This is a genomic window from Paenibacillus sp. GCM10027629, from assembly GCF_042676425.1.
GTDB classification, from domain to species: domain Bacteria; phylum Bacillota; class Bacilli; order Paenibacillales; family Paenibacillaceae; genus Paenibacillus_K; species Paenibacillus_K terrigena.
In genome coordinates, this window is the sequence record NZ_JBHTGZ010000003.1 from 202691 (window position 1) to 224392 (window position 21702).

The 21702-nt window shown below is 45.6% G+C and carries 4 protein-coding genes; 3 read left to right on the forward strand and 1 reads right to left on the reverse strand.

Features of this window, described 5'->3' with window-relative positions; genetic code table 11:
- The first annotated feature begins 751 nt into the window (after positions 1–751).
- The gene (locus ACFQZR_RS01690; RefSeq protein ID WP_379342271.1) at positions 752–5806 is read left to right on the forward strand and encodes an Ig-like domain-containing protein; all 5055 of its coding nucleotides are present in this window, start codon (positions 752–754) and stop codon (positions 5804–5806) included.
- A 611-nt stretch (positions 5807–6417) separates the two neighbouring features.
- The gene (locus ACFQZR_RS01695; protein ID WP_379342273.1) at positions 6418–13398 is read left to right on the forward strand and encodes a chitobiase/beta-hexosaminidase C-terminal domain-containing protein; all 6981 of its coding nucleotides are present in this window, start codon (positions 6418–6420) and stop codon (positions 13396–13398) included.
- Between the two features lie 75 nt (positions 13399–13473).
- Here the strand turns inward: ACFQZR_RS01695 and ACFQZR_RS01700 are convergent, their stop codons facing one another.
- Positions 13474–13668, reverse strand: a complete 195-nt coding sequence (locus ACFQZR_RS01700; RefSeq protein WP_379342275.1) for a helix-turn-helix transcriptional regulator — start codon at positions 13666–13668, stop codon at positions 13474–13476.
- 815 nt (positions 13669–14483) lie between these two features.
- Here ACFQZR_RS01700 and ACFQZR_RS01705 point away from each other — a divergent pair.
- Positions 14484–21572: an FN3 associated domain-containing protein gene (locus ACFQZR_RS01705; protein ID WP_379342277.1), complete on the forward strand. Its 7089-nt coding sequence runs from the start codon at positions 14484–14486 to the stop codon at positions 21570–21572.
- Positions 21573–21702: the final 130 nt, after the last annotated feature.

Genomic DNA, 21702 nt, shown 5'->3' on the forward strand with positions numbered 1-21702 from the left:
GGCGCAGATGGCTCAGACGATCTATCAATTGTTGAAAAATATATGATATACAACGTAAGGCGGAGATGGGATTCGTTTACGGACACGATACCTATCGAAAAAATAAATCGCCGACCTGGGCTGTCCCCGTCGCCCTGGTCGGCGTTATAGTTAAACATTTTATAGAAAAAACACATTTTTGGGGTTAAACAATAGAACCTTTTTACATTAAGGCGCTCTTTGTACAGTGTAACCTTGTATTGCGATTTGCTACTATTTACTACATTACAATAGAAGAGGGGGGGATCCTGGGCCTCGTTCACACCTGGAACAATTACATCAGAGTATTAAAACCGCATCCTTTATCCATCGTCCCGATGGATAAAACCTTCCTGCCTACACAAACTTCTTGACTCATCCCGCAATTAGTGAAAGTAAGATCTCGCAACCCTAGACGAAATCCGAATCGGCATTTTAGCAGAAAAACGATTAAATAAAGGAGAAATGTATATTTAATGGACAAATTTTTTGAAAAAATTACATCAAGCAGTTAAAGCGCAGAAATCATCATTTTTTCATGAAAAGTATTTTTTTAGAGAACTGAAATTCGCTACTTATTAGAGGGAAATATACTTCTTCCTGTATGCACGATCTCGTAGTTCCAATACGCTGAAACAGCGAGGATAATACATCATTTCTTAAATCAATTGGGGGATGACGAGGAGATCGCGGCGTAGCATTTTTCTCATTATTTTTTTGTAGGAGGAGTCCAGTGAAAAAATATGTTAAAAAACTAACTTCTGTGGCAATGGCTTTTACAATCCTATTCTCAACCTATACGGTGGATGTTGCCGTTACGAATGCAAGTGCTAGCGAAGCAGGGAATATTCAGGCACAAATCTTTGTATCACCGACAGGTAATGACGCAAACCAAGGAACCTATGAACAGCCGCTTGCTACTTTAGATGGCGCTCGTAAGGCTGTTGCAAAAATTAATAGTAATATGACAGGTGATATTTATGTTTTTTTTGCAGCCGGTGATTACTACATTACGAACACAGTAGAATTTGGCGTTGCGGATTCTGGAACAAATGGTCATAACATTATTTATCGTGAAATGGATGGACTCAATACTGTTAATTTTATTGGCGGAGAAAAGGTGGACCCTAACTCATGGACCTTAGTTAACGGTAAGGCTGATCCAACTGCAAACCCTGATGGAGATTTACCAAACAGTGTTTCAGGTATGGTTTATAAAACGTTTGTTGGCACAGGAGATTACCCAAGCAAAAACTTTAATACGCTTTATGTGAATGATACAAGACAGATTATGGCTCGTTCGCCAAACTTAAATAAACGTCCCAAATTTCCTAGCTCATTTAGTGACTATTACAAAACATCTGGTGGCGGGGCAGGCGGCTCAAACGTTACATCCATGACTTTTAATGACTCTATTCTGGATGCTAACACAAGAAACGGAATGATAAACGCAATGGCGCGCGGTGACTTTGACGCGCAGGTTTTTACAGATGATTACGGTGGAGATCGACATTGGGAAAGCAATACACTTATGCTTAGCAGTTATACCACAGGCAAGTTTACTTTTAAAACTGATCCAAACAAACCTGAATTTAACAGACCACGCTTTACGGTGGGGGACCGTAGTTCTTTCTTTGTTCAAGGGAACTTAGGATTTCTTGACCAGCCTGGTGAATTTTACTACAACAAAACAACAGGCTATCTGTATTATTATCCAACAGGCGATATTACACAATTGGATGTCATTATACCTAAAGTAGAGACAATCGTTCTTTTCAAAGGAAATGATAAGGATAATACGGTACATAACATTCAGTTTAACGGAATCAAGTTCGCGGATACCAACTTTCCTGATTGGTATTCACCTTATTGGAACTGGGGCGATACAGGTACGGGTATGGGAAAATATCCGCCCGAAGCTATGAATTCAACCAATCCATCGTATGCCGAAGCTATAGACCGTCCGCAATTTCAGGTTGGCATAATTAAAATGAACTATGCCTCGTATATCAATATTGAACGCTCTCATATAAAAAACGGAGGCATGAATGGCATTTCGTTATATTTAGCAAACCACAATATTACTATCCGTGATAGTTTAATTGAGCATGTCGGTCACGATGGTATTCAAATTGAGGGTGGATATCCTGGTGACCCTATTAATGGAGGCATCAATGGAGAAGGCTACTCGAGAGATAATCTGATCGAAAACACCATTATTCATGATGTGGGTGAATTGGTGCTTTGTTCAGCAGGTATTTCAATGAACAATGCAGGCAGAAACACTGTAAGACATGTCGAGATTTACAACAGCCCACGCAGAGGATTGCTTCTGCAAGCGGGTTATGCGAGAAATCCGAACAATGTGGGTGGTTTTGGCGACAAATTTTTAAACCGTTACAATGATTTATATATTCATGACAATCGTTTTGAATATGTGTATGTACACGATTGCCAACAAGACGGTGGAGATGATGGCACACTCTTTGTCGGTTGGATTTATATGGGGAAAGATCCTGAACCTAACTTTAAACGCAATTATTTTGAACAAGTTATTATCGATCAAACCGCTTCGAATCCTACGATGACAAACCTTACACCTAACAACATCAATACAGACATGGGCGCAAACGGACTAAGCTTTAAAAATGTTATGTCTACTAATTCACAGAACTTAAATTTTGAGGGAGGTTCATATTTCCAACCTGCTTATGGTGACAAAGCGCTTATTTCAGACAACACAAACTTAAATTATGGGCCAGCATACGATCAAGATCCTACATTCGATCCGTCTAAGATGGAGTTTGATAAAATCGGTGTAACCACTGCTTATCCAGCGGAATATAAAACGCCATTGGTTGCCGCCAATAAACCTACAGATACTTACTTTGAAGACAGCTTTGAGGACAAGGAAATTGATATGGCAAAATGGAGCTACCAAAACAAGCTTCCAAAAACGACTACGCTATATATGGCAGGCACACCTTTACAGGATAGTCGCTCTCTTATGATCGATGATTCCGGATCTGGAAAACCTGTATTATATAGGGAGTTTCCTCAAGCCTTAAACAAAGTAGTTTCAGTAAAAATGTTTGACCCATTTGCTATAAATCCGACTGGTTATGATTCGGGTAGACCTTTTAACATGAAAAACTTCAATACTATGGCAAGAGCGGATGACGGAGTAAAGAGTAGAGGTATTGGAGTAAACGCAAATTCAGGCAGTGCAAACTTTAATAATTATGTATTAAATATTGATGGAGTAGAGCAAGCCACATCGGTAAAGCGTTCGAATGGTTGGCACGAACTGAAATGGGATTACACGGGAACAGGTGTAACGATGTATATTGATGACGTGCAGGTGTATCAAGACGCTACTGCTCTCCCATTTGACTACTTGCAATTAGGTTCTCCTAGTGGTACAGGCGCAAGCTGGTTTGATCAGGTTTATGTTTATGGGGGAACGCCAGCGCCTGCGCTAGGTTCAATTCCCATTCAGACTGTACCGGATTATGATGCCTCCAACGAGAACAAAACACGACTAGATCTCAATTTTGAAGACGGCGTTGTGCCGAGCCTTAGTATTAAGGGCTCACAGCCTCCTGTTCTGAGCGTTATTGCCGATCCCGCAAATCCAAGTAATAAGGTTATGCAAACCGTGATCGGAGATGGGCAAAGTTATTATCAAACGGGTGCCCCTTGGAACAACTATATTGTCAATATGAAGTGGAAATTCGTTGGCTGGGGTTCCACTAACATATTAAACCAAGCATATGATAATTTCACAATTTATATCAATACAAATGGAGCAGAACCAAACCCGCCAGCCTATCAGGTGATCTACCGCAGAAATAAAGGCGGAGTAACAGGTTTTCCTGCTGGAACACCATATTTTGAAGTTAATAAGCACACTCCAACAAGTGACATCTCGCTAGGAAGGGTTGCGGTGCCAGAAGGATTTGATGCAACGAAGTGGCATGAATTCCAAATTCAGACTTATGGCGGCAAAGTCGGATTTGTAGTAGATGGAACCAAAATAATATCGGTTAATGACGGGTCGTACTCCACTGGTGGTGTTGCATTTGGAGGAATCAACTCTACTGTTTTACTAGATGACATCAAAATTATTTCTAACCCGACGTATGTAAATTATGGTTCTAACTTCAACCTAGGGAATGTTTCGTTATTGGGAACTTATAATCCGAATTATACTACTTATGGGGCAACTGTCAGCAATAATTCACAGCCGGTTACTTTAATCAAACCAAAACCTGTATTATCGGGCGTGAGTCAGGTTGTGACTTTCAATGGTGTGGATATTACAGCCAATTTCCCTGACTATACAACTGCAGTCGCGCTTACAAATTTAAATAATGGAAGAAACAAGCTGGTAATTTCGGAAATCACATCAGCGGGCAGTAAAGACTATACCATTTATATTGATAAAACGTACACGATTTCGTCGGTTGCAGCGATTTCTCCCGTATCTACTGTGCGTGGGACAGCTCCTGTCTTGCCAACGACAACCAATGTTACGTTTGAAGACGGTACGAATCAAACGGTAGAAATTCACTGGGATAGAGTGAGTCCAGCCGCTTATAAGAATACTACAGGCACGTTTACAGCGACAGGAAAGTTAGTCGGATTAAACGGTAAGGTCAGCACAACGGTAAATGTCGTGGGACTTGAGTCGATCGGCGAACTTGAGGATGTCACCACCGTTGCGGGGACGGCGCCGGAGTTGCCATCAACGATTAGCGCCCAATTCACAAATGAATCTAAGGACTTGGCGTTATCCTTTGCCGAATTCGATCCTGCCATGTACGCAAGCGCCGGCACCATCATTGCAGTTGCACGAGTTGACCAATATGCGTTTGATGTTCTGCAAAAGGTGAAGGTATTGTCCGGTCAACCGGCCGAAGCGTTCACGCTCAGCCTGAACCAACCGTCGTACAGCCTGACCATTGGCGATACGCAGCCAACGGTCGTGTCAGCGACATACAAGGATTCCAGTACAGTGAAGGATGTCACTTCGTTAGCCGTATTTACGACGGCGGATGGGAAGATCGCCTCCGTCGATAACAAAGGGGTATTGACCGGGGTAGCAGAAGGAACTACGACAGTCAGCGCATCTTATGGCGGCGAATCGGTGACGGCACAGGTTCACGTCACGAAGCGCGATGTGCAGCAAACGGCCGTGCAGCTGACTGGTCCGGCTTCGGTGTTAAAGGGCGACTCATTCAATGTGCGTCTCGGCCTGAAGCAGGTGCATGAGCCGGTCTTTGCGCAAGATATGCTGATCCAGTACGATCCGAATCTCTACGAATTCCAGGATGCGGTTGCCATGCGCGAAGGATTGACGGTCTATAAACAGCCATCGCAGACGCCGGGACAGCTTCGTTTGATTCTTGCAAGTCTGGGGGCGGATCATGCGATCGCAAGCGATGCGGATGTCGTCGAGCTGAAATTCGCCGCGAAGCAAGTAGTGCAAAGCGCAAGCGGGGCGATTGCGGTGACAAGCGCAACGATCGGGGATGCGGAAGGTCATGAGCGTCAAGCACTCCCGGCAACCGTGACCGTCGAAGTGACAACGTCGACTGAATTGCCTGGCGATGTCAACCACGACGGCAAATATTCGATTGCAGACCTTGCTATCGCAGCGGCACATTACGGCATGACGCAGCAGCATGCTGAATGGAGCAAATTCAAGTCAGCCGACGTAGACGGCAATGGTGTAATCGACATTGTTGACCTTGCGGCGATTGCTAGGAAAATTATTGAATCCTAAGCATCAGATCATTAAAACGTCCGAACACCATGGTGTCCGGACGTTTTTTCACTTCAATTTAAAATCCAAGGCAGCGGCACGGAACTCTCTCCGACGGTGAAATTCAATCGGGCGGAGATGGGATTCGTTTACGGACACGATACCTATCGAAAAAATAAATCGCCGACCTGGGCTGTCCCGTCGCCCTGGTCGGCGTTATAATTAAACATTTTATAGAAAAAACACATTTTTGGGGTTAACAATTGAACCATTTTACATTAAGGCGCTCTTTTTACAGTGTAACCTTGTATTGCGATTTGCTACTATTTACTACATTACAATAGAAGAGAGGGGGGGATCCTTGGGCCTCGTTCACACCCGGAACAATTACATCAGAGTATAAAAACCACATCCTTTATCCATCGTCCCGATGGATAAAACCTTCCTGACTACACAAACTTCTTGCTCATCCCGCAATTCGTGTAAGTAAGATCTCGCAACCTCAGATGAAATCCGAATCGGCATTTATTTAAAAACCCAATTAAGCGCTATTTTATCCCTTTCGTTCTATTGCTCGATGTACTTCCCTCGACAAGCAAAAAAACGATAAATGAAGGAGAAATGTAAATCCAATGGACAAGTTTAATAAAAAAATGACTTCATTAGCATTGGCCTGTGCGATGGTAATCGCAACATTTGCATTCCCCAATACAAAAGTAAGCGCAAGCGAAATAAACGTTCAAGCTCTAAGCAATGTAATGGCAACCATTTATGTTGCAACAACCGGTGACGACACTTCAGGTGACGGTTCACAGGCCAATCCATTCGCTACTTTACAAAGGGCGCAACAAGCAGTTCAACAAATCAATCAACACATGACAGGCAATATCATCGTTAGCATTGCTCCAGGCGACTATTACATGTCAAGTACTCTTAACCTTACGTCGCAAGATTCCGGCACAAACGGCTACAACATTATTTGGGAAAGCTCCGGTGGAATCGGTGCTGCAAAGCTTTATGGCGGCATACCTGTCACAGGTACATGGACATTAGCCGAACAAAGCGACGTTACCAACTACGGTATGCTTACCGGCATGGTAGGTAAGGTGTGGAAAGTTCAACTGAACACGGCGAACTATCCTACAACATTCAGCGGACTGAATTCACCGGCTTTTAATACATTATATGTTAATGATGCGCGGGCCACTTCGGCAAGAACGCCCAACCTTATGCCTCAGGCAGGATTCCCCGAAGCCAAGGATAACTATAACCGCGTTACTGGAAGTTCTAACGGGAAAAATATTCAAATCAACAAAAGCGATTTAACTCCGGAACAGATCAACGGCTTGCAATTGGCGCAGCAAAACGGTATGGAAGTCGCTCAAGTATTTACTTGGGACGGCGGTACCGGCGGCGTTTCCGGTTCGTGGGACTGGTTTACCGATACGGAACCTGTCGCAAGTATAAACGTTGGTACCTCAACAATTACACTTAACCAGCCGCAAGCAAATGGCTCAGATTTCTATCACAAATACCAATATTACGTAAAGTACCCAGTTAGCAATGGTTCAAGATATTTCTTGCAACACAACCTCTCGTTCCTCGACACTCAGGACGAATACTATTATGACAAAACACATGGCATACTTTACTACTATCCGGCTGATGGAACGATGACAAATAAAACCGTTGTCACGCCGACCATGCAAACGGTTATCAACATGCAAGGTACACCAAAGGCAAAACCCGGCGATCAACCCGATCCGGCGCTACAAGTCCATAACATTGTTTTTGACGGTCTTGCCGTAATGGACACAGAGTTTAGCGACTATTACAGCTATTCATATAACTATGGCGATATGGGAGGCATTGGTGCATTCCCGCCGGTAGCATTGGCACAGGGCGTAACCATGCCGGCCTATACCGAATCTGCCGATCGTCCGGCTTTCCAAGTGGGCAGTATCACGATGCAAGGCACCAACAACATCACTATCAAAAACAGCCTCATTAAAAATGCCGGCATATATGGCATCTTCATGCTCGGCGATAATCAATACAACACGATTGAGAATACGACGGTTGAAAACACGGGTGACGGGGGGATTTCCATCGACGGCGGATATCCTGGCGTCGGCAAATATTCCAACCATCATACGATTAACAACGTTCTGATCCATGACGTCGGTCAGCTCGTAGGTCATGGGGTTGGCCTTACCGTTATGAGTTGCGGGCAAAGTACATTCAGCCACTTGGAGATCTATAATTCGCCAAAACGCGGAATGCTTATTCTTGGCGGTTATCCTCGCGGCGGGAAAAGCGCAAATCCGAATTTCGATAACGTGAGAGATAACTATACCGTCGGCAACCATTTCTCATACATCTACATGCACCACACCCACCAAGATGCCGGCGAAGATAGCTCACTGTTTATGTCATGGCTTACCGCTGGAGGCGGACAATGGTACTCTGCTGCAACACAGCACGGATCCAATGACGTTAACCATCTAACCACGAACCTCTCACAGATTGATCCGTCAGTTGACCGTTATAACTACATGGATCAAGTGCTCATCGCTAATATTGGCACCGCGGCGTCCGTGCATGAAAAGAATTCGGTTGGTGGATTGGATACTGCCATGGGTGCAACCGGTTTTGTGTTTTCAAATGTTCAAGCCATAAACACGCAGAGTCACTCATTGGCCATTCGCCCCGGCAACTCTGGCGGCTATGGCGATATGTACATTTTCCAGAACGTCACCAACAATATTGATGATATATCCAGCGTACAGTCGTTTGATCCGTCAAAAATGAAATACGATTTAATCGGGTTAACTTCTTCATTCCCGACTCAATTGCTCGGAACCAATCCACACACCTACCCGCAAACATCTCCGTCAAATGTATATTTTTCGGATACATTTAACGAGTCCGCTCTTGACACAACAAAGTGGACAGTAGAAAAAGGCAGTGTGGATATGTCTTTGGGCGTGTTGGCAAGTCCGAACGACCCGCGGCTTGGCATCAGGTCGCTTCCGATCTTTACCCCGACTAATCTTAACGGCGTTGTGGTTAGCCGTCCCTTTGAACAACCTATAAATAAGGTTGTAACGGTCAAGTTTTTTGATAGACATAAAGATTATTTCTTTGGAGACCCGCCAACAACCTCTCCGAATGACCCTTATTTGGCGCATACGTACTTGCGTGTCGATGACGGTAAAAATATATTAGGGATTGGTGCCAACGGCGAAGTATCGAAAGATTACTATACAATCCAAAAAGGCAATCAGTCGATTGTAACCAATGTGCGTCGCGATTTCGGTTGGCGTACCCTTACGATGGACTATTCCTCCGGAACGGATGTAAAAATTTCCATCGACAATCAGCAGGTTGCTGATTACACCGTGGCAGACGGTGTCGCAACAGCATTCACATATGTTGGAATGGGCGACTGGGGAAAAAGTTGGCCGGATGGAAAACCGGTCGGCAGCTCGACGGATTTCAGTGATTTTTATATCTATGGCGGTCAGGACGCTCCGCCGGTTTCACCTCTTGCCAGCATTCCGCCCACGGCGGTCCAACCCCGGTCATATACCGAGAATTTCAGTCAATACCCGTTGGGCAGTACGGCCAGACCGATCGGATGGGCAGACAACAGGGACGGTTCTTCCAGTGCCAAGGCTTCCTATCAAATCGTGCAAGACGCAACGGTCGGCAAGGCCATGCGGATCACGGAGCCGGACAATGTCGTATTCTATGGCTTGGGCGATACTTCTCTGACCGATTACACATTGACTTTGCAATCAAAATTCGTGTCATGGTCGGGCAATTCGAACGGCACATACGCAACCTTTGGCCCATCCGTTTATGTCAGCGGCAATAATGGAGGTAATGTATCCCGTTATGAGCTGAGGTATAATTATCCGAATCTTTCGAATGGTCAATGGGTGATTTACCAAAGAGGCGGCAATCCCGCCGACAACAATTTGGTAACCAATATCCAAATGCCTTCCGGCTTTAACATGAATGAATGGAACACCTACAAAATCGCAGCTGGAAATGGTTACATCACATTCTTCGTCAATGGCACACAGGTTGCGCAAGTTTCCAATCCCGGCAACGCTTTTGGCGGCTTTGGTCTTGGCGGATACGATGCTACGTTTGATGTGGCAAATATTAGCCTTGTGCAGAATCCTATTAATCCACCATCGGCGAACCTATCATCCGGCACGTATAGCAATCCGCAAAGCGTAACCCTTACGCCGGCAAATGCAAGCGATTCCGTGTATTACACCACGAATGGTTCCGATCCGGCCATTTTCGGAACCCTTTATACCGGAAATCCGATTAACATTAATGCCAGTTGTATTCTCAAAGTTGCAGAGGTGAATAGTGCCGGGGTATACAGCGCGACAGTCGGATATAACTACACGATAAGCGGAACAACGGCCCCGCAGATTGCAGCGGGGGTAAACAAACAACCGCTCAAAGATGCAATATCCAATGCAAAGTCTGTTACGCAAGGAAACTACTCAACTGCAAGTTGGAATGCTTTTAATTCTGCAATAACAAGTGCGAATTCGGTGCTCAAAAATACCAATGCAACCGACTCCGATGTAATAGATGCTGTTGCCTTGCTGCAAACGGCCAGGGCTAAACTTATACCAACGTTTTCGCCTGGCACTACGACGCTTTATTCGGAAGACTTCAGCGGGTACACGGTAGGCAGCACCTCGGCGCCAACTGGCTGGTCACACAACAGAACCGGCACCCCGAGCCTCGCACCTGTTTATAGCCTTGTTTCGGACACGACAGACCCGAGCAATGCAAGCGGGAAGGCATTGAATATTAAAACACCCGATACCCTTGTCTACACCAATTTAGGCAATTCGTCGTGGACGAATTACACATCCACCGCGAATATCAAATTTATTGGCTGGGGATCTAACCCGAGTTTAGTGGCATATTCCAACTTCGCTCCACTTTACGTCTATGTAAGTTCTAATAGCGGTGGAAATATAAACCGATATGAATTGAGATATACTTATCCGAATCTCTCGAATGGCCAATGGATTATATATCAGCGTAATAATAGTGGTTCACCGGCAGATAAAACGCTAGTGAGCAACATTCAAATGCCGTCCGGGTTCGATATGAACAACTGGAATTCTTACAAAGCTGTCGTCAGCCCCTCGTCGATCACTTTCTACGTTAACGGCACGCAGGTGGCGCAAGTACCAAATCCATCAAATGCTTTTGGTGGTGTTGGCTTTGGCGGAATAAACAACGAATTCGGCATTGACAACCTTACCGTTACGAATAATGCATCGTCAGTGACTTCGCCTACGGTAGATAAAGCCGCCGGAACATACGCAAACCTGGTTACAGTGAATGTAACGCCCGGCACTTCCGGTGACAGTGTATACTACACGCTGGATGGCTCCGACCCCACAACAAACGGAACGTTGTATACGGGTCCTATTGCCATCAATCAGAGTCGCACATTGAAAATCGCTGAAGCGAATAACAGTGGGTATATTTCTTCTGTTTCGTCCTATGCCTATACCATCACGAATCCTGCTGCTGCCACTCCTGTTACGGTTGTAAGTCCGCGTTCACAGACGGTAACCGATCCTCAAACCGTATCATTCTACACAATGTCCTACGCTTCTGATGGTGGAACGCTCAATTATCAGTGGCAAGTTTCAATCGATAACGGTACTACATGGAGCAACATCGGCGGCGCGACAAACAGCACGTTTACAACGGTTTCACCGGTAACCGTTGCGGATAATGGAACACAATATCGGTGCATGATCACGAACACAAAAGGCTCGCTCCGTTCGGCAATCTATACAACACCCTCCACAACCCTAAATGTCGTAGCGATGCCGACGTCGACGAGTACAGATTCTTTTAAAATCACAGCAAAGGACGTAATTCCATCTAACAGTATCAGCGATGGAACAAACGGGCCTACAGGTACCGCAACCGTGACATTCACCGCTACTCAAGCCGGCACATATTACTATTCGGTGGTGTACAGCGGAGCCGCAAAACCAACGCTTAACACATCTGGAACCGGAGCAGCCGGCATTGCGGGCGATAACACCTTTAGTATCCCGAACCTCGCACCGTATGTGCCATATACAGTCTATATTCAAGAGAAGGATTCGAACGGTAAGCTAAGCAACATTCTCAAAATGGATATTGGGAGCGGCACACCGACGCTTAGTTACTCCACATCTGGTGACGGTACTGTAACCCATGGCAGTGCGGGCAAATATCTTTCGGGTACGGCAATGCCGATTGTCGCAACTCCAGACAAGGGGGCGTACTTCCTTAATTGGACTGCATCCAAAGGAGGGGTGTTTGCCGATGCGAACAGCGCATCAACAGAATTCGCCACATCGTTCTACGATAATATCGTAACAGCAAATTTCTACAATGTGTCGAGCTTTAATGCTACGGTCACCGGCACAGTGTACGGCGGAACAAACACCGACCTCAATATTGATGTTGAGGGCACCAATTTAAACAATCCCGGTGCTGCCGTTGGTATGTACGTGTTAATGGATGGCAAAAACTATGTTGTAACAGCGGGTAAGCAAACCGTAAATGTTTTAGTCCCTTCAAGCGGAAATCATATGACAGTTCAACTTTATGACCAAAAAGGCAACTTGCTGGGCACAACCAATATTCCAATTGTAAATTCAACTCCGAAGACATTAGAAGCGATCACGACTCCGACACCTGTTACTGGGGTTGCCAACGGAACGGCAAAGACGGCGGATGATCTCGGCTTGCCTGCAACCGTCCAACTGGTAACCGATACGAAAAATGTTGATGCCAGCGTGGTATGGGATGTTGATGCTTTGGACTATGATCCAGCCGATAAGGCGGCTCAGACCTTCACCGTAAAGGGAACGGTAACCTTGCCTGAAGGGGTAGCCAATCCGAACAACGTAGATTTAACGGTAAGCATCAGCGTCACTGTCGATGCGGAAACAGTTAAGGAAACCACCATGAGGCTGACGGCTCCGGCTTCGGTGATGAAGGGCGATTCGTTCACGGTGCGCCTCGGCCTGAAGCAGGTGCACGATCCGATCTTTGCTCAAGATATGCTGGTGAAGTATGATCCGAACCTCTATGAATTCCAGGATGCGGTTGCCATGCGCGAAGGCATGACGGTTTACAAACAGCCGACGCAAGCTCCGGGACAACTGCGTTTAATTCTTGCAAGTCTGGGAGCGGACCATGCGATCGCAAGCGATGCGGATGTCGTCGAACTGAAATTCGTCGCGAAGCAAGTAGCGCAGAGCGCAAGCGGATCGATTGCTGTTACAAGCGCTACGATCGGGGATGCGGAAGGTCATGAGCGTCAAGCGCTCCCGGCATCCGTGACCGTTGAAGTGACGACGACGTCTGAATTGCCAGGCGACGTTAATCACGACGGCAAATACTCGATTGCCGACCTTGCCATCGCAGCGGCTCATTACGGCATGACCCAGCAGCATCCAGATTGGAACAAATACAAATCTGCCGACGTGGACAGCAATGGCGTGATTGATATTGTTGACCTAGCTGCGATTGCCAGAAAAATTATTGAATCCTAAGCTTCAACCCCAAAAACCGTCCGGACACCATGGTGTCCGGACGGTTTTTCACATCAATTTAATGAAATGATACTATTACATCTTGTTTCGTTCACGATATTGCTTGGGTGTAACGCCCTCTATGTTTTTGAAAAGTCGATGAAAATAAGTGACATTATCGAATCCAAGCGTGCTGGAAATTTGTCTGATAGTATCATTGGTTTGGATCAACATTAATTTCGCTGTGTTTATTTTCACCCGATTAGCGTAAACGATAGGGGATTTTCCCATGGGAAAATTTCTCTCCAATGCTCCTCGGAGTTTCTGGCCTCTGGGTTGTTTAATGAAAACGGACCTTGATATAGTGTTTCTTTGGTTGGGTCATACGATATGTCGAAAACCACGAGGTAACAATAATAGGGTGCAAAGTCTTGCACCTTTACGCCGGGAGGACGGAAAAACAATTTTCCTTCGTGCGCATTCATCCTCTTGCCTTCCGTTACCATAAATCCTTCGCCCCAAGTTATCAATTCCAATTCGAACCACCGAGTCGTTCGTGGAGGGAAGGGCTTTCCTGCGGGAGGGCAATTCGTTGAAATGACATTTATACAATAAAGGATGTACGGATTTATTGCGTTCAAGAATTGATTAGACATAGACTCACCCCCCTTTTTCTATACTAGAAATTATATAAAATTTGAGGAATATTGTTAAACATTTCAATAGAAATGTTTATTTTTTTCGGAGGTTATTTGTGACAAGATTAAGGTAAATCGTGAAACTCCAGTTGGTTACTTTGATACTTAAAATCTATTATGTTCGGGGGAGGAAAGTCCATGCACTGATAGAATATCGGAACTTATGAAACCGCTTTCATTAACCGTATCACTGTATTAACCTACCTTCTTACACAAACTTCTTGACGAACCCCACAATGCCTATGCTTCCTATGCGCTCGCACACCCTGATGGAAACCGAATCGAAAGCTATTTCTGGTGATTGATATTAGGGGGTGATATCGATGAAATCGATGTAGACAAAATCGTATATGCAGCAACCAAGGTTGATGCAGAAAAACTATTAAATGAAGGAGAGAGGTATATCCAATGGACAAATATTTTAAAAAAATTATGTCAATAACATTGGCTGCTGCAATGGTAATCACATCCTTTGCATTCGCAAATACAAAAGTAAACGCAAGCGATGTAAACGTTCAAGCTCAACGCAATGTCATGGCAACCGTTTATGTTGCAACAACCGGTAACGACACCTCTGGTGACGGTTCACAGGACAATCCATTTGCTACTTTACAAAGGGCGCAACAAGCCGTGCGACAAATCAATCAAAATATGAAAGGCAATATTATCGTTAGCATTGCACCAGGCGACTATTACATGCCAAGTACTCTTAATCTCACACCACAGGATTCCGGCTCAAACGGTTACAACATCATTTGGGAAAGTTCTGACGGAATTGGCGCTGCAAAACTAATTGGCGGTATACCTGTTGATCCGAACGGCTGGACACAAACCACCCAAAGTGATGTTACCAACTTCGGAATGCTGACCCGCATGGTGGGCAAAGTGTGGAAAACTCAGCTGAACAAGGCGAATTACTCCAATACGACATTTACTGGGCTTTACTCTCCCGGGTTTAACACCTTATATGTTGATGACCAAAGGGCAACATTGGCAAGGACACCTAATCTAGACCAACGAGGCTTTGCAACTTCCAGAGCAGGGTATAACCGCACAACTGGCGGTAGAAACTCCAATTACAATGCTACTATTTCTACTAACAGTTTGACTGCTGCTGAAATTAACGGCTTAAACCTTGCGGCAAGTAATGGCATGCCGAATATTGCATCATTCCATGGTTTTGACGGCAGCGGATGGGACTGGGATACGGTTACCGAGCCGGTTATTTCTTACAATTCATCGATAGGGGAACTTAAATTCCCGAATTCTCAGACTGTCAATGCCGGTGGGTCGTTTTGGGCTGTGACCCAGTATATGACGAAATATAACATTGGCGGCGGTTCAAGATATTTCTTGCAAGACAATCTTGCATTTCTTGACACTCCAGACGAATATTACTACGACAAAAAGAATGGTGTTCTCTATTACTATCCGTCAGACGAAACGATGACCAACAAAACCGTTGTTACGCCGACAATGCAAACGGTTATCAATATGCAGGGCGCACAAAAAGCCAATCCAGGTGATGTACCCGATCCGTCAAACCAGGTACATAACATTGTTATCAACGGACTAACAGTCAAGGACACCGATTGCAACAATTACTACTCGGAATTGTTTGACCAGACTGACGGCGGTTCAAATAACGGAATAACCTCACATCCGCCGGAAGCAATAGTACCAGGTGTCACCAACTGGAACTATGACACAGTTACAGAGCGTCCTGACTTCCGCGTTGGCATCATCACGATGGATGGTACAAATCACGTTACCATTACCAATACCCATGTTAAAAATGGCGGTATTAACGGCATTATGATGCAAAGCGATAACCAATATAACACCATTGAAAACACGACAATAGAAGAAGTCGGACTCATGGGACTATATATTGATGGTGGCTATCCCGGTGTTGGAAAGTACAGTAATAACAACACCATTTATAATGTCCTCATTCACGATGTAGGTCAATTAGAAGGCACTGGCAGCGGTCTTGTATTGATGGATTCAGGCTACAACAATATATCCCATATGGAAATTTACAACGCCCCGCGCCGTGGGATCTGGATTACCAGTGGATATGGGGGTTACACCAGAACGACATACGACCCGGTTAGAGATAATGCGGTTGTTGGCAACCACTTTTCTTATCTGTATGTTCACGACTGCGAGCAGGATAGTGGTGAGGATAGTGCAGTATTCATATCTTGGCTCACCCCGGGCAATAACAACTGGTCAAATGACGCATTCCATGCTCATGGCAGTGCAGACCTAAACCATTTAACAACAAATCTTAGCGGCATTGATACCACCATTGACCGCTACAATTATATGAGCCAAGTTGTTATTGCTAATATTGGATCACATCCGTCCATGCAAGATAAAAATGCCTCCGGTGGATTAGACGATGCAATGGGTGAAACTTCTTTTGTTTACTCCGACATTCAAGCATTGAACACTCAGTCGGGTCACTCGGCTGCCATCCGTCCGGGCAGCTATGGCGACATATTTATGTATCAAAATGTCACCAAGAACTCGACAGGTGACAACGGTGCACCGACTGTATTGAGCTTTGATCCGTCACGAATGGATTACAAAAACATTGGCTTAACAGCAAGCTTCCCATCGGAGTTGCTTGGCAACAACGAACGGACATATGCAAATGAACAAACGCCGCCGTCGGATGTTTATTTCGCAGAATCGTTTAAAAATTGGCAGTTTGACACTTCGAAAATGACGGTGGAAAAAGGCTCGGTTGATATGCGATACGGTGTACTTGGGACACCCGATCACCCGCTTTCGGGTCACGGTTCGTTACCGATTTTTACACCGACAAACTCGAACGGAGTTGTCGTTAGCCGCTCATTTACGAACTCGCTTAACAAGATTGTGTCTGTTGACATGTTTGACCGTTACCATTCCAACAATCTAAGCGATAAAAATGGAGTCAACCCACCCGATGAAATCAACCAGCACTCTTTCTTACGAGTTGATGACGGAGCAAATGTACTTGGCGTTGGTGCCGACGATTATACTTCAAAAAGTTATTACGTTGTCCAAAAGGGAAATCAAACCATCGAAACGAATGTACCGCGCATATTTGGTTGGCATAAACTAACGATGGACTTCTCCTCTGGCACAGATGTTAAGATCAGCATTGACGGGCAGCAAGTCGCAAATTATAAATCAACCGACGCCGTCCCGCTTTCCTTCAAGTATGTTGGTATGGGCGACTGGGGTCCATCTTGGGTCGGCACTAAACAAACCGGCGGTTCAAGCTACTTTGCAGATTTATATGTGTACGGCGGTCAAACGGCACCGGCTCCACATCCGCTTGTGAGTACTCCGCCGACAGCGTTAAGTTCGACAACGCTCTATTCAGAGGATTTTACAAGCTATACCCTTGGCAGCACCTCAGTTCCAACAAACTGGGTAACCAACAGCGGCTATGGTACACCTCCGCACAATATGACCTATAAAATTATGTCGGACCCGTCGAATTCAAGCGGTAATGTCTTACAAATTACATCTGACAACAACTCCATGTACGCTTATCGAACGACAGCTTGGTCGAATTACACGTTTAGCGGAAGAATGAAGCTTGTCAGCTGGAGCGGCGGTACAACAAGTTCGACCGATTCTTTCGCTCTAGCCGTTGCAACCACAGCTAGTGGCGGAATTAACCCAGACCGCTACCTTTTTGGATATCAACGAGCAACCAGCACTTTGAAAATTTGGAAGGTTTCCAATGGTATTCTATCTACAGTCCTTGACATCACTCCGCCATCAGGATTTGACCCTACACAGTGGAACACATATGCGCTGCAATTAATAAATGGCAACTTGGTCGTATCTATTAACGACTCGCAGGTTGGCAGCGTAAGTATTGGAAATGTCAGTGGAGGCCTAGATATTGATAGCAACAATGCAACCTTCTATATCGATGATCTTAAAGTAACCCAAAATCCAATAGTGGCTCCAACAGCTGACGTCCAATCCGGATCATACGCAACCGCACAGGATGTTAAAGTAACCGTCCCGACAGGTATTAATGCTTATTATACGACCGACGGTTCAGACCCAGCGATTAAGGGCATTCTTTACAGATCTGCTATCAATATCGCAAACAGCTCTACCCTTAAGGTTGTATCTGAAAGCGGCGGATATTACAGTGAAACTGTTGCGTACAACTACTACATTGGCAGCACGATTGCATCCCCGTCAGCGGTAACTGTCAACAAACAACCGCTGAACGATTCGATTGCGATAGCTTCTTCCGCTTCAGGAGGCAATATTCCGACGGCAACTTTGAATGCGTTCACAACAGCGCTTGCAAATGCCAAAGCGATATATAATGACTATAACGCAACGAATACAGACGTGATTAGTGCTACGGCTGCACTTCAAACAGCCTACGCACATCTTCAACCAACCGTACTGCCCCGGATTGGCTCATTTGCCGATATGTTCAGCTCTAGTACTTCAACCCCACTGTTGTCCGTTGTTAATAATCCTCTTATAGCAACGAATACTACCGGCGTTGGCGTAACAAACAGCAGTCCATATGCCATGTATCAACAGGGCGGCATAACGATGTACATGAACTCGGTGCCAGCGTGGAGCAATTATACGATGTCGTTCGATTTCCTCATGGGCGACTGGAACACTGCTTCGAGTACGACATTATATGGTGCCAATGAAGGTGTTAACTTCAGTCTTTATGCAAATTTGAACAACAACTCACCGACATACGTTATTCCGCAGTATCAAGTTTTCCTTAATCATAGTAGCAACAATGCAATGAACTTGAATATTAAGGGATTACAGACTACATTTACAGCTACATCAAAATCACTGCCAGCATCGTTTGCCGATACGAAGGCTACAACACCAAGAATCGGAACTCGTGCTGACAACAACGGTATGGCAGTATGGCATCATTTCGATATAACGGTGAGCAACACCGCCGGAATTACTGTTTCAATTGACAATGGCGCTATAACAGCAACTAACCCTAATGCGAAAACACTTACCGGCGGAACATTTGGATTTAACACGTTTAATGCTGATTTCTACATTGGCAATCTGCAAATTATCAATAATTCAACAGGTGAAAATTATCTGAATTGGGATTTTAATGATGGTAAAATGCCGGCAAATCAAGTAATTAGCACAAACAACACAACTTCTGCGTTGACAGTACCAACAAATATTTCCGCGCCTATTGTTAACCAAGCATCCGGCACATACGTAAATCCGATTGTGGTTTCAGTAACACCAAGTGCATCGAGCGATAATATCTATTACACGCTTGACGATACTGACCCAACCACAAACGGAACTCGTCTAACTGGACCTATTGCGATAAACAAGAGTTGCACGCTTAAGGTTGTAGAAGCCGACAGTAACGGCAACTATTCGCCTGTTTCATCATTTAGCTATATAATAACCAACCCGACGTCTGCACAGCCGATTGCAATTACAAATCCGCGTTCCCAAACGGTAGTGGGCGCACAAACCGTATCTTTTCAAACGCTCGCATACTCGCCTGACGGCGGTACACTGACTTATCAGTGGCAGTCATCAACCGATGGCACATCTTGGAACAATATCAGCGGTGCAACAGAGAGCGCATACACCACTCCGTCGCAAGTCACCGTTGCTGATGACGGCACACAATATCGGTGCATAATCACGAACTCAAATGGCTCTTTGGAACCGGCAAAATATACATCTACGGCGACGTTAAATGTAGCATCCGCCCCATATGGCACCAGCACAAGCGGACTCGTGATCTCTGCTGGAAACGTCGTTCCGTCTGACAGCATTGCAAACGGCAAAAACGGCCCGACAGGAACCGCTCTGGTTTCGTTTACAACCAACGCCGCCGGATCATATTACTATCAGGTAGATTATAGTGGTGTATTTGGCGACAGCCCCCCCACAATCAACACCAGTGGCACAGGCACAGCTTGTTTGGCTGGCACAAACACAATAAGTGTTCCGAACCTCGCACCATACGTACCGTATACGATCTATGTCCAAGAGAAGGATTCACAAGGCAAGCTAAGCAACATTCTCAAAATGGATATTAGAAGCGGCACACCGACTCTTAGTTACTCAACATCTGGTGACGGTACTGTAACCCATGGCAGTGCGGGCAGATATCTTTCGGGCACGGCAATGCCGATTGTCGCAACTCCAAACGAGGGGGCGTACTTCCTTAATTGGACTGCATCCAATGGAGGGGTGTTTGCCGATGCGAACAGCGCATCAACAGAATTCGCCACATCGTTCTACGATAATATCGTAACAGCAAATTTCTACAATGTGTCGAGCTTTAATGCTACGGTCACCGGCACAGTGTACGGCGGAACAAACACCACTTTAACTATTGATATTGAGGGCACCAATTTAAACAATCCCGGTGCTGCCGTTGGTATGTACGTGTTAGTGGATGGCAAAAGCTATGTTGTAACAGCGGGTAAGCAAACCGTAAATGTTTTAGTCCCTTCAAGCGGAAATCATATGACAGTTCAACTTTATGACCAAAAAGGCAACTTGCTGGGCACAACCAATATTCCAATTGTAAATTCAACTCCGAAGACATTAGAAGCGATCACGACTCCGACACCTGTTACTGGGGTTGCCAACGGAACGGCAAAGACGGCGGATGATCTCGGCTTGCCTGCAACCGTCCAACTGGTAACCGATACGGAAAATGTTGCTGCCAGCGTGGTATGGGATGTTGATGCTTCGGACTATGATCCAGCCGATAAGGCGGCTCAGACCTTCACCGTAAAGGGAACAGTAACCTTGCCTGAAGGGGTGGCCAATCCGAACAACGTAGATTTAACGGTAAGCATCAGCGTCACTGTCGATGCGAAAACAGTTAAGGAAACCACCGTGAGGCTGACGGCTCCGGCTTCGGTGATGAAGGGCGATTCGTTCACGGTGCGCCTCGGCCTGAAGCAGTTGCATGAGCCGATTTATGCTCAAGATATGCTGGTGAAGTATGATCCGAATCTCTACGAATTCCAGGATGCGGTTCCAATGCGCGAAGGCTTAACGGTCTACAAACAGCCGGCACAAGCTCCGGGACAACTTCGCTTGATTATTGCTAGTCTGGGGGCAGACCATGCGATTACAAGCGATGCGGATGTGGTAGAGCTGAAATTCGCGGCGAAGCAGGTATCGCAGAGTGCAAGCGGGTCGATCGCGGTGACAAGCGCAACGATCGGGGATGCAGAAGGTCATGAGCGCGGGGCGCTTCCAGCGTCCGTGACCGTTGAAGTGACGACGACGTCTGAATTGCCAGGCGACGTTAATCACGACGGCAAATACTCGATTGCCGACCTTGCCATCGCAGCGGCTCATTACGGCATGACCCAGCAGCATCCAGATTGGAACAAATACAAATCTGCCGACGTGGACAGCAATGGCGTGATTGATATTGTTGACCTAGCTGCGATTGCCAGAAAAATTATTGAATCCTAAGCTTCAACCTCAAAAACCGTCCGGACACCATGGTGTCCGGACGGTTTCTCACATCAATTTAATGAAATGATACTATTACATCTTGTTTCGTTCACGATATTGCTTGGGTGTAACGCCCTCTATGTTTTTG

What these genes read in the sequence shown, in the direction of transcription:
- ACFQZR_RS01705 (WP_379342277.1), top strand. Translation starts at nt 14,484, where the DNA reads ATGGACAAATATTTTAAAAAAATTATGTCAATAACATTGGCTGCTGCA.
- ACFQZR_RS01695 (WP_379342273.1), top strand. Translation starts at nt 6,418, where the DNA reads ATGGACAAGTTTAATAAAAAAATGACTTCATTAGCATTGGCCTGTGCG.
- ACFQZR_RS01700 (WP_379342275.1), bottom strand. Translation starts at nt 13,668, where the DNA reads ATGGGAAAATCCCCTATCGTTTACGCTAATCGGGTGAAAATAAACACA.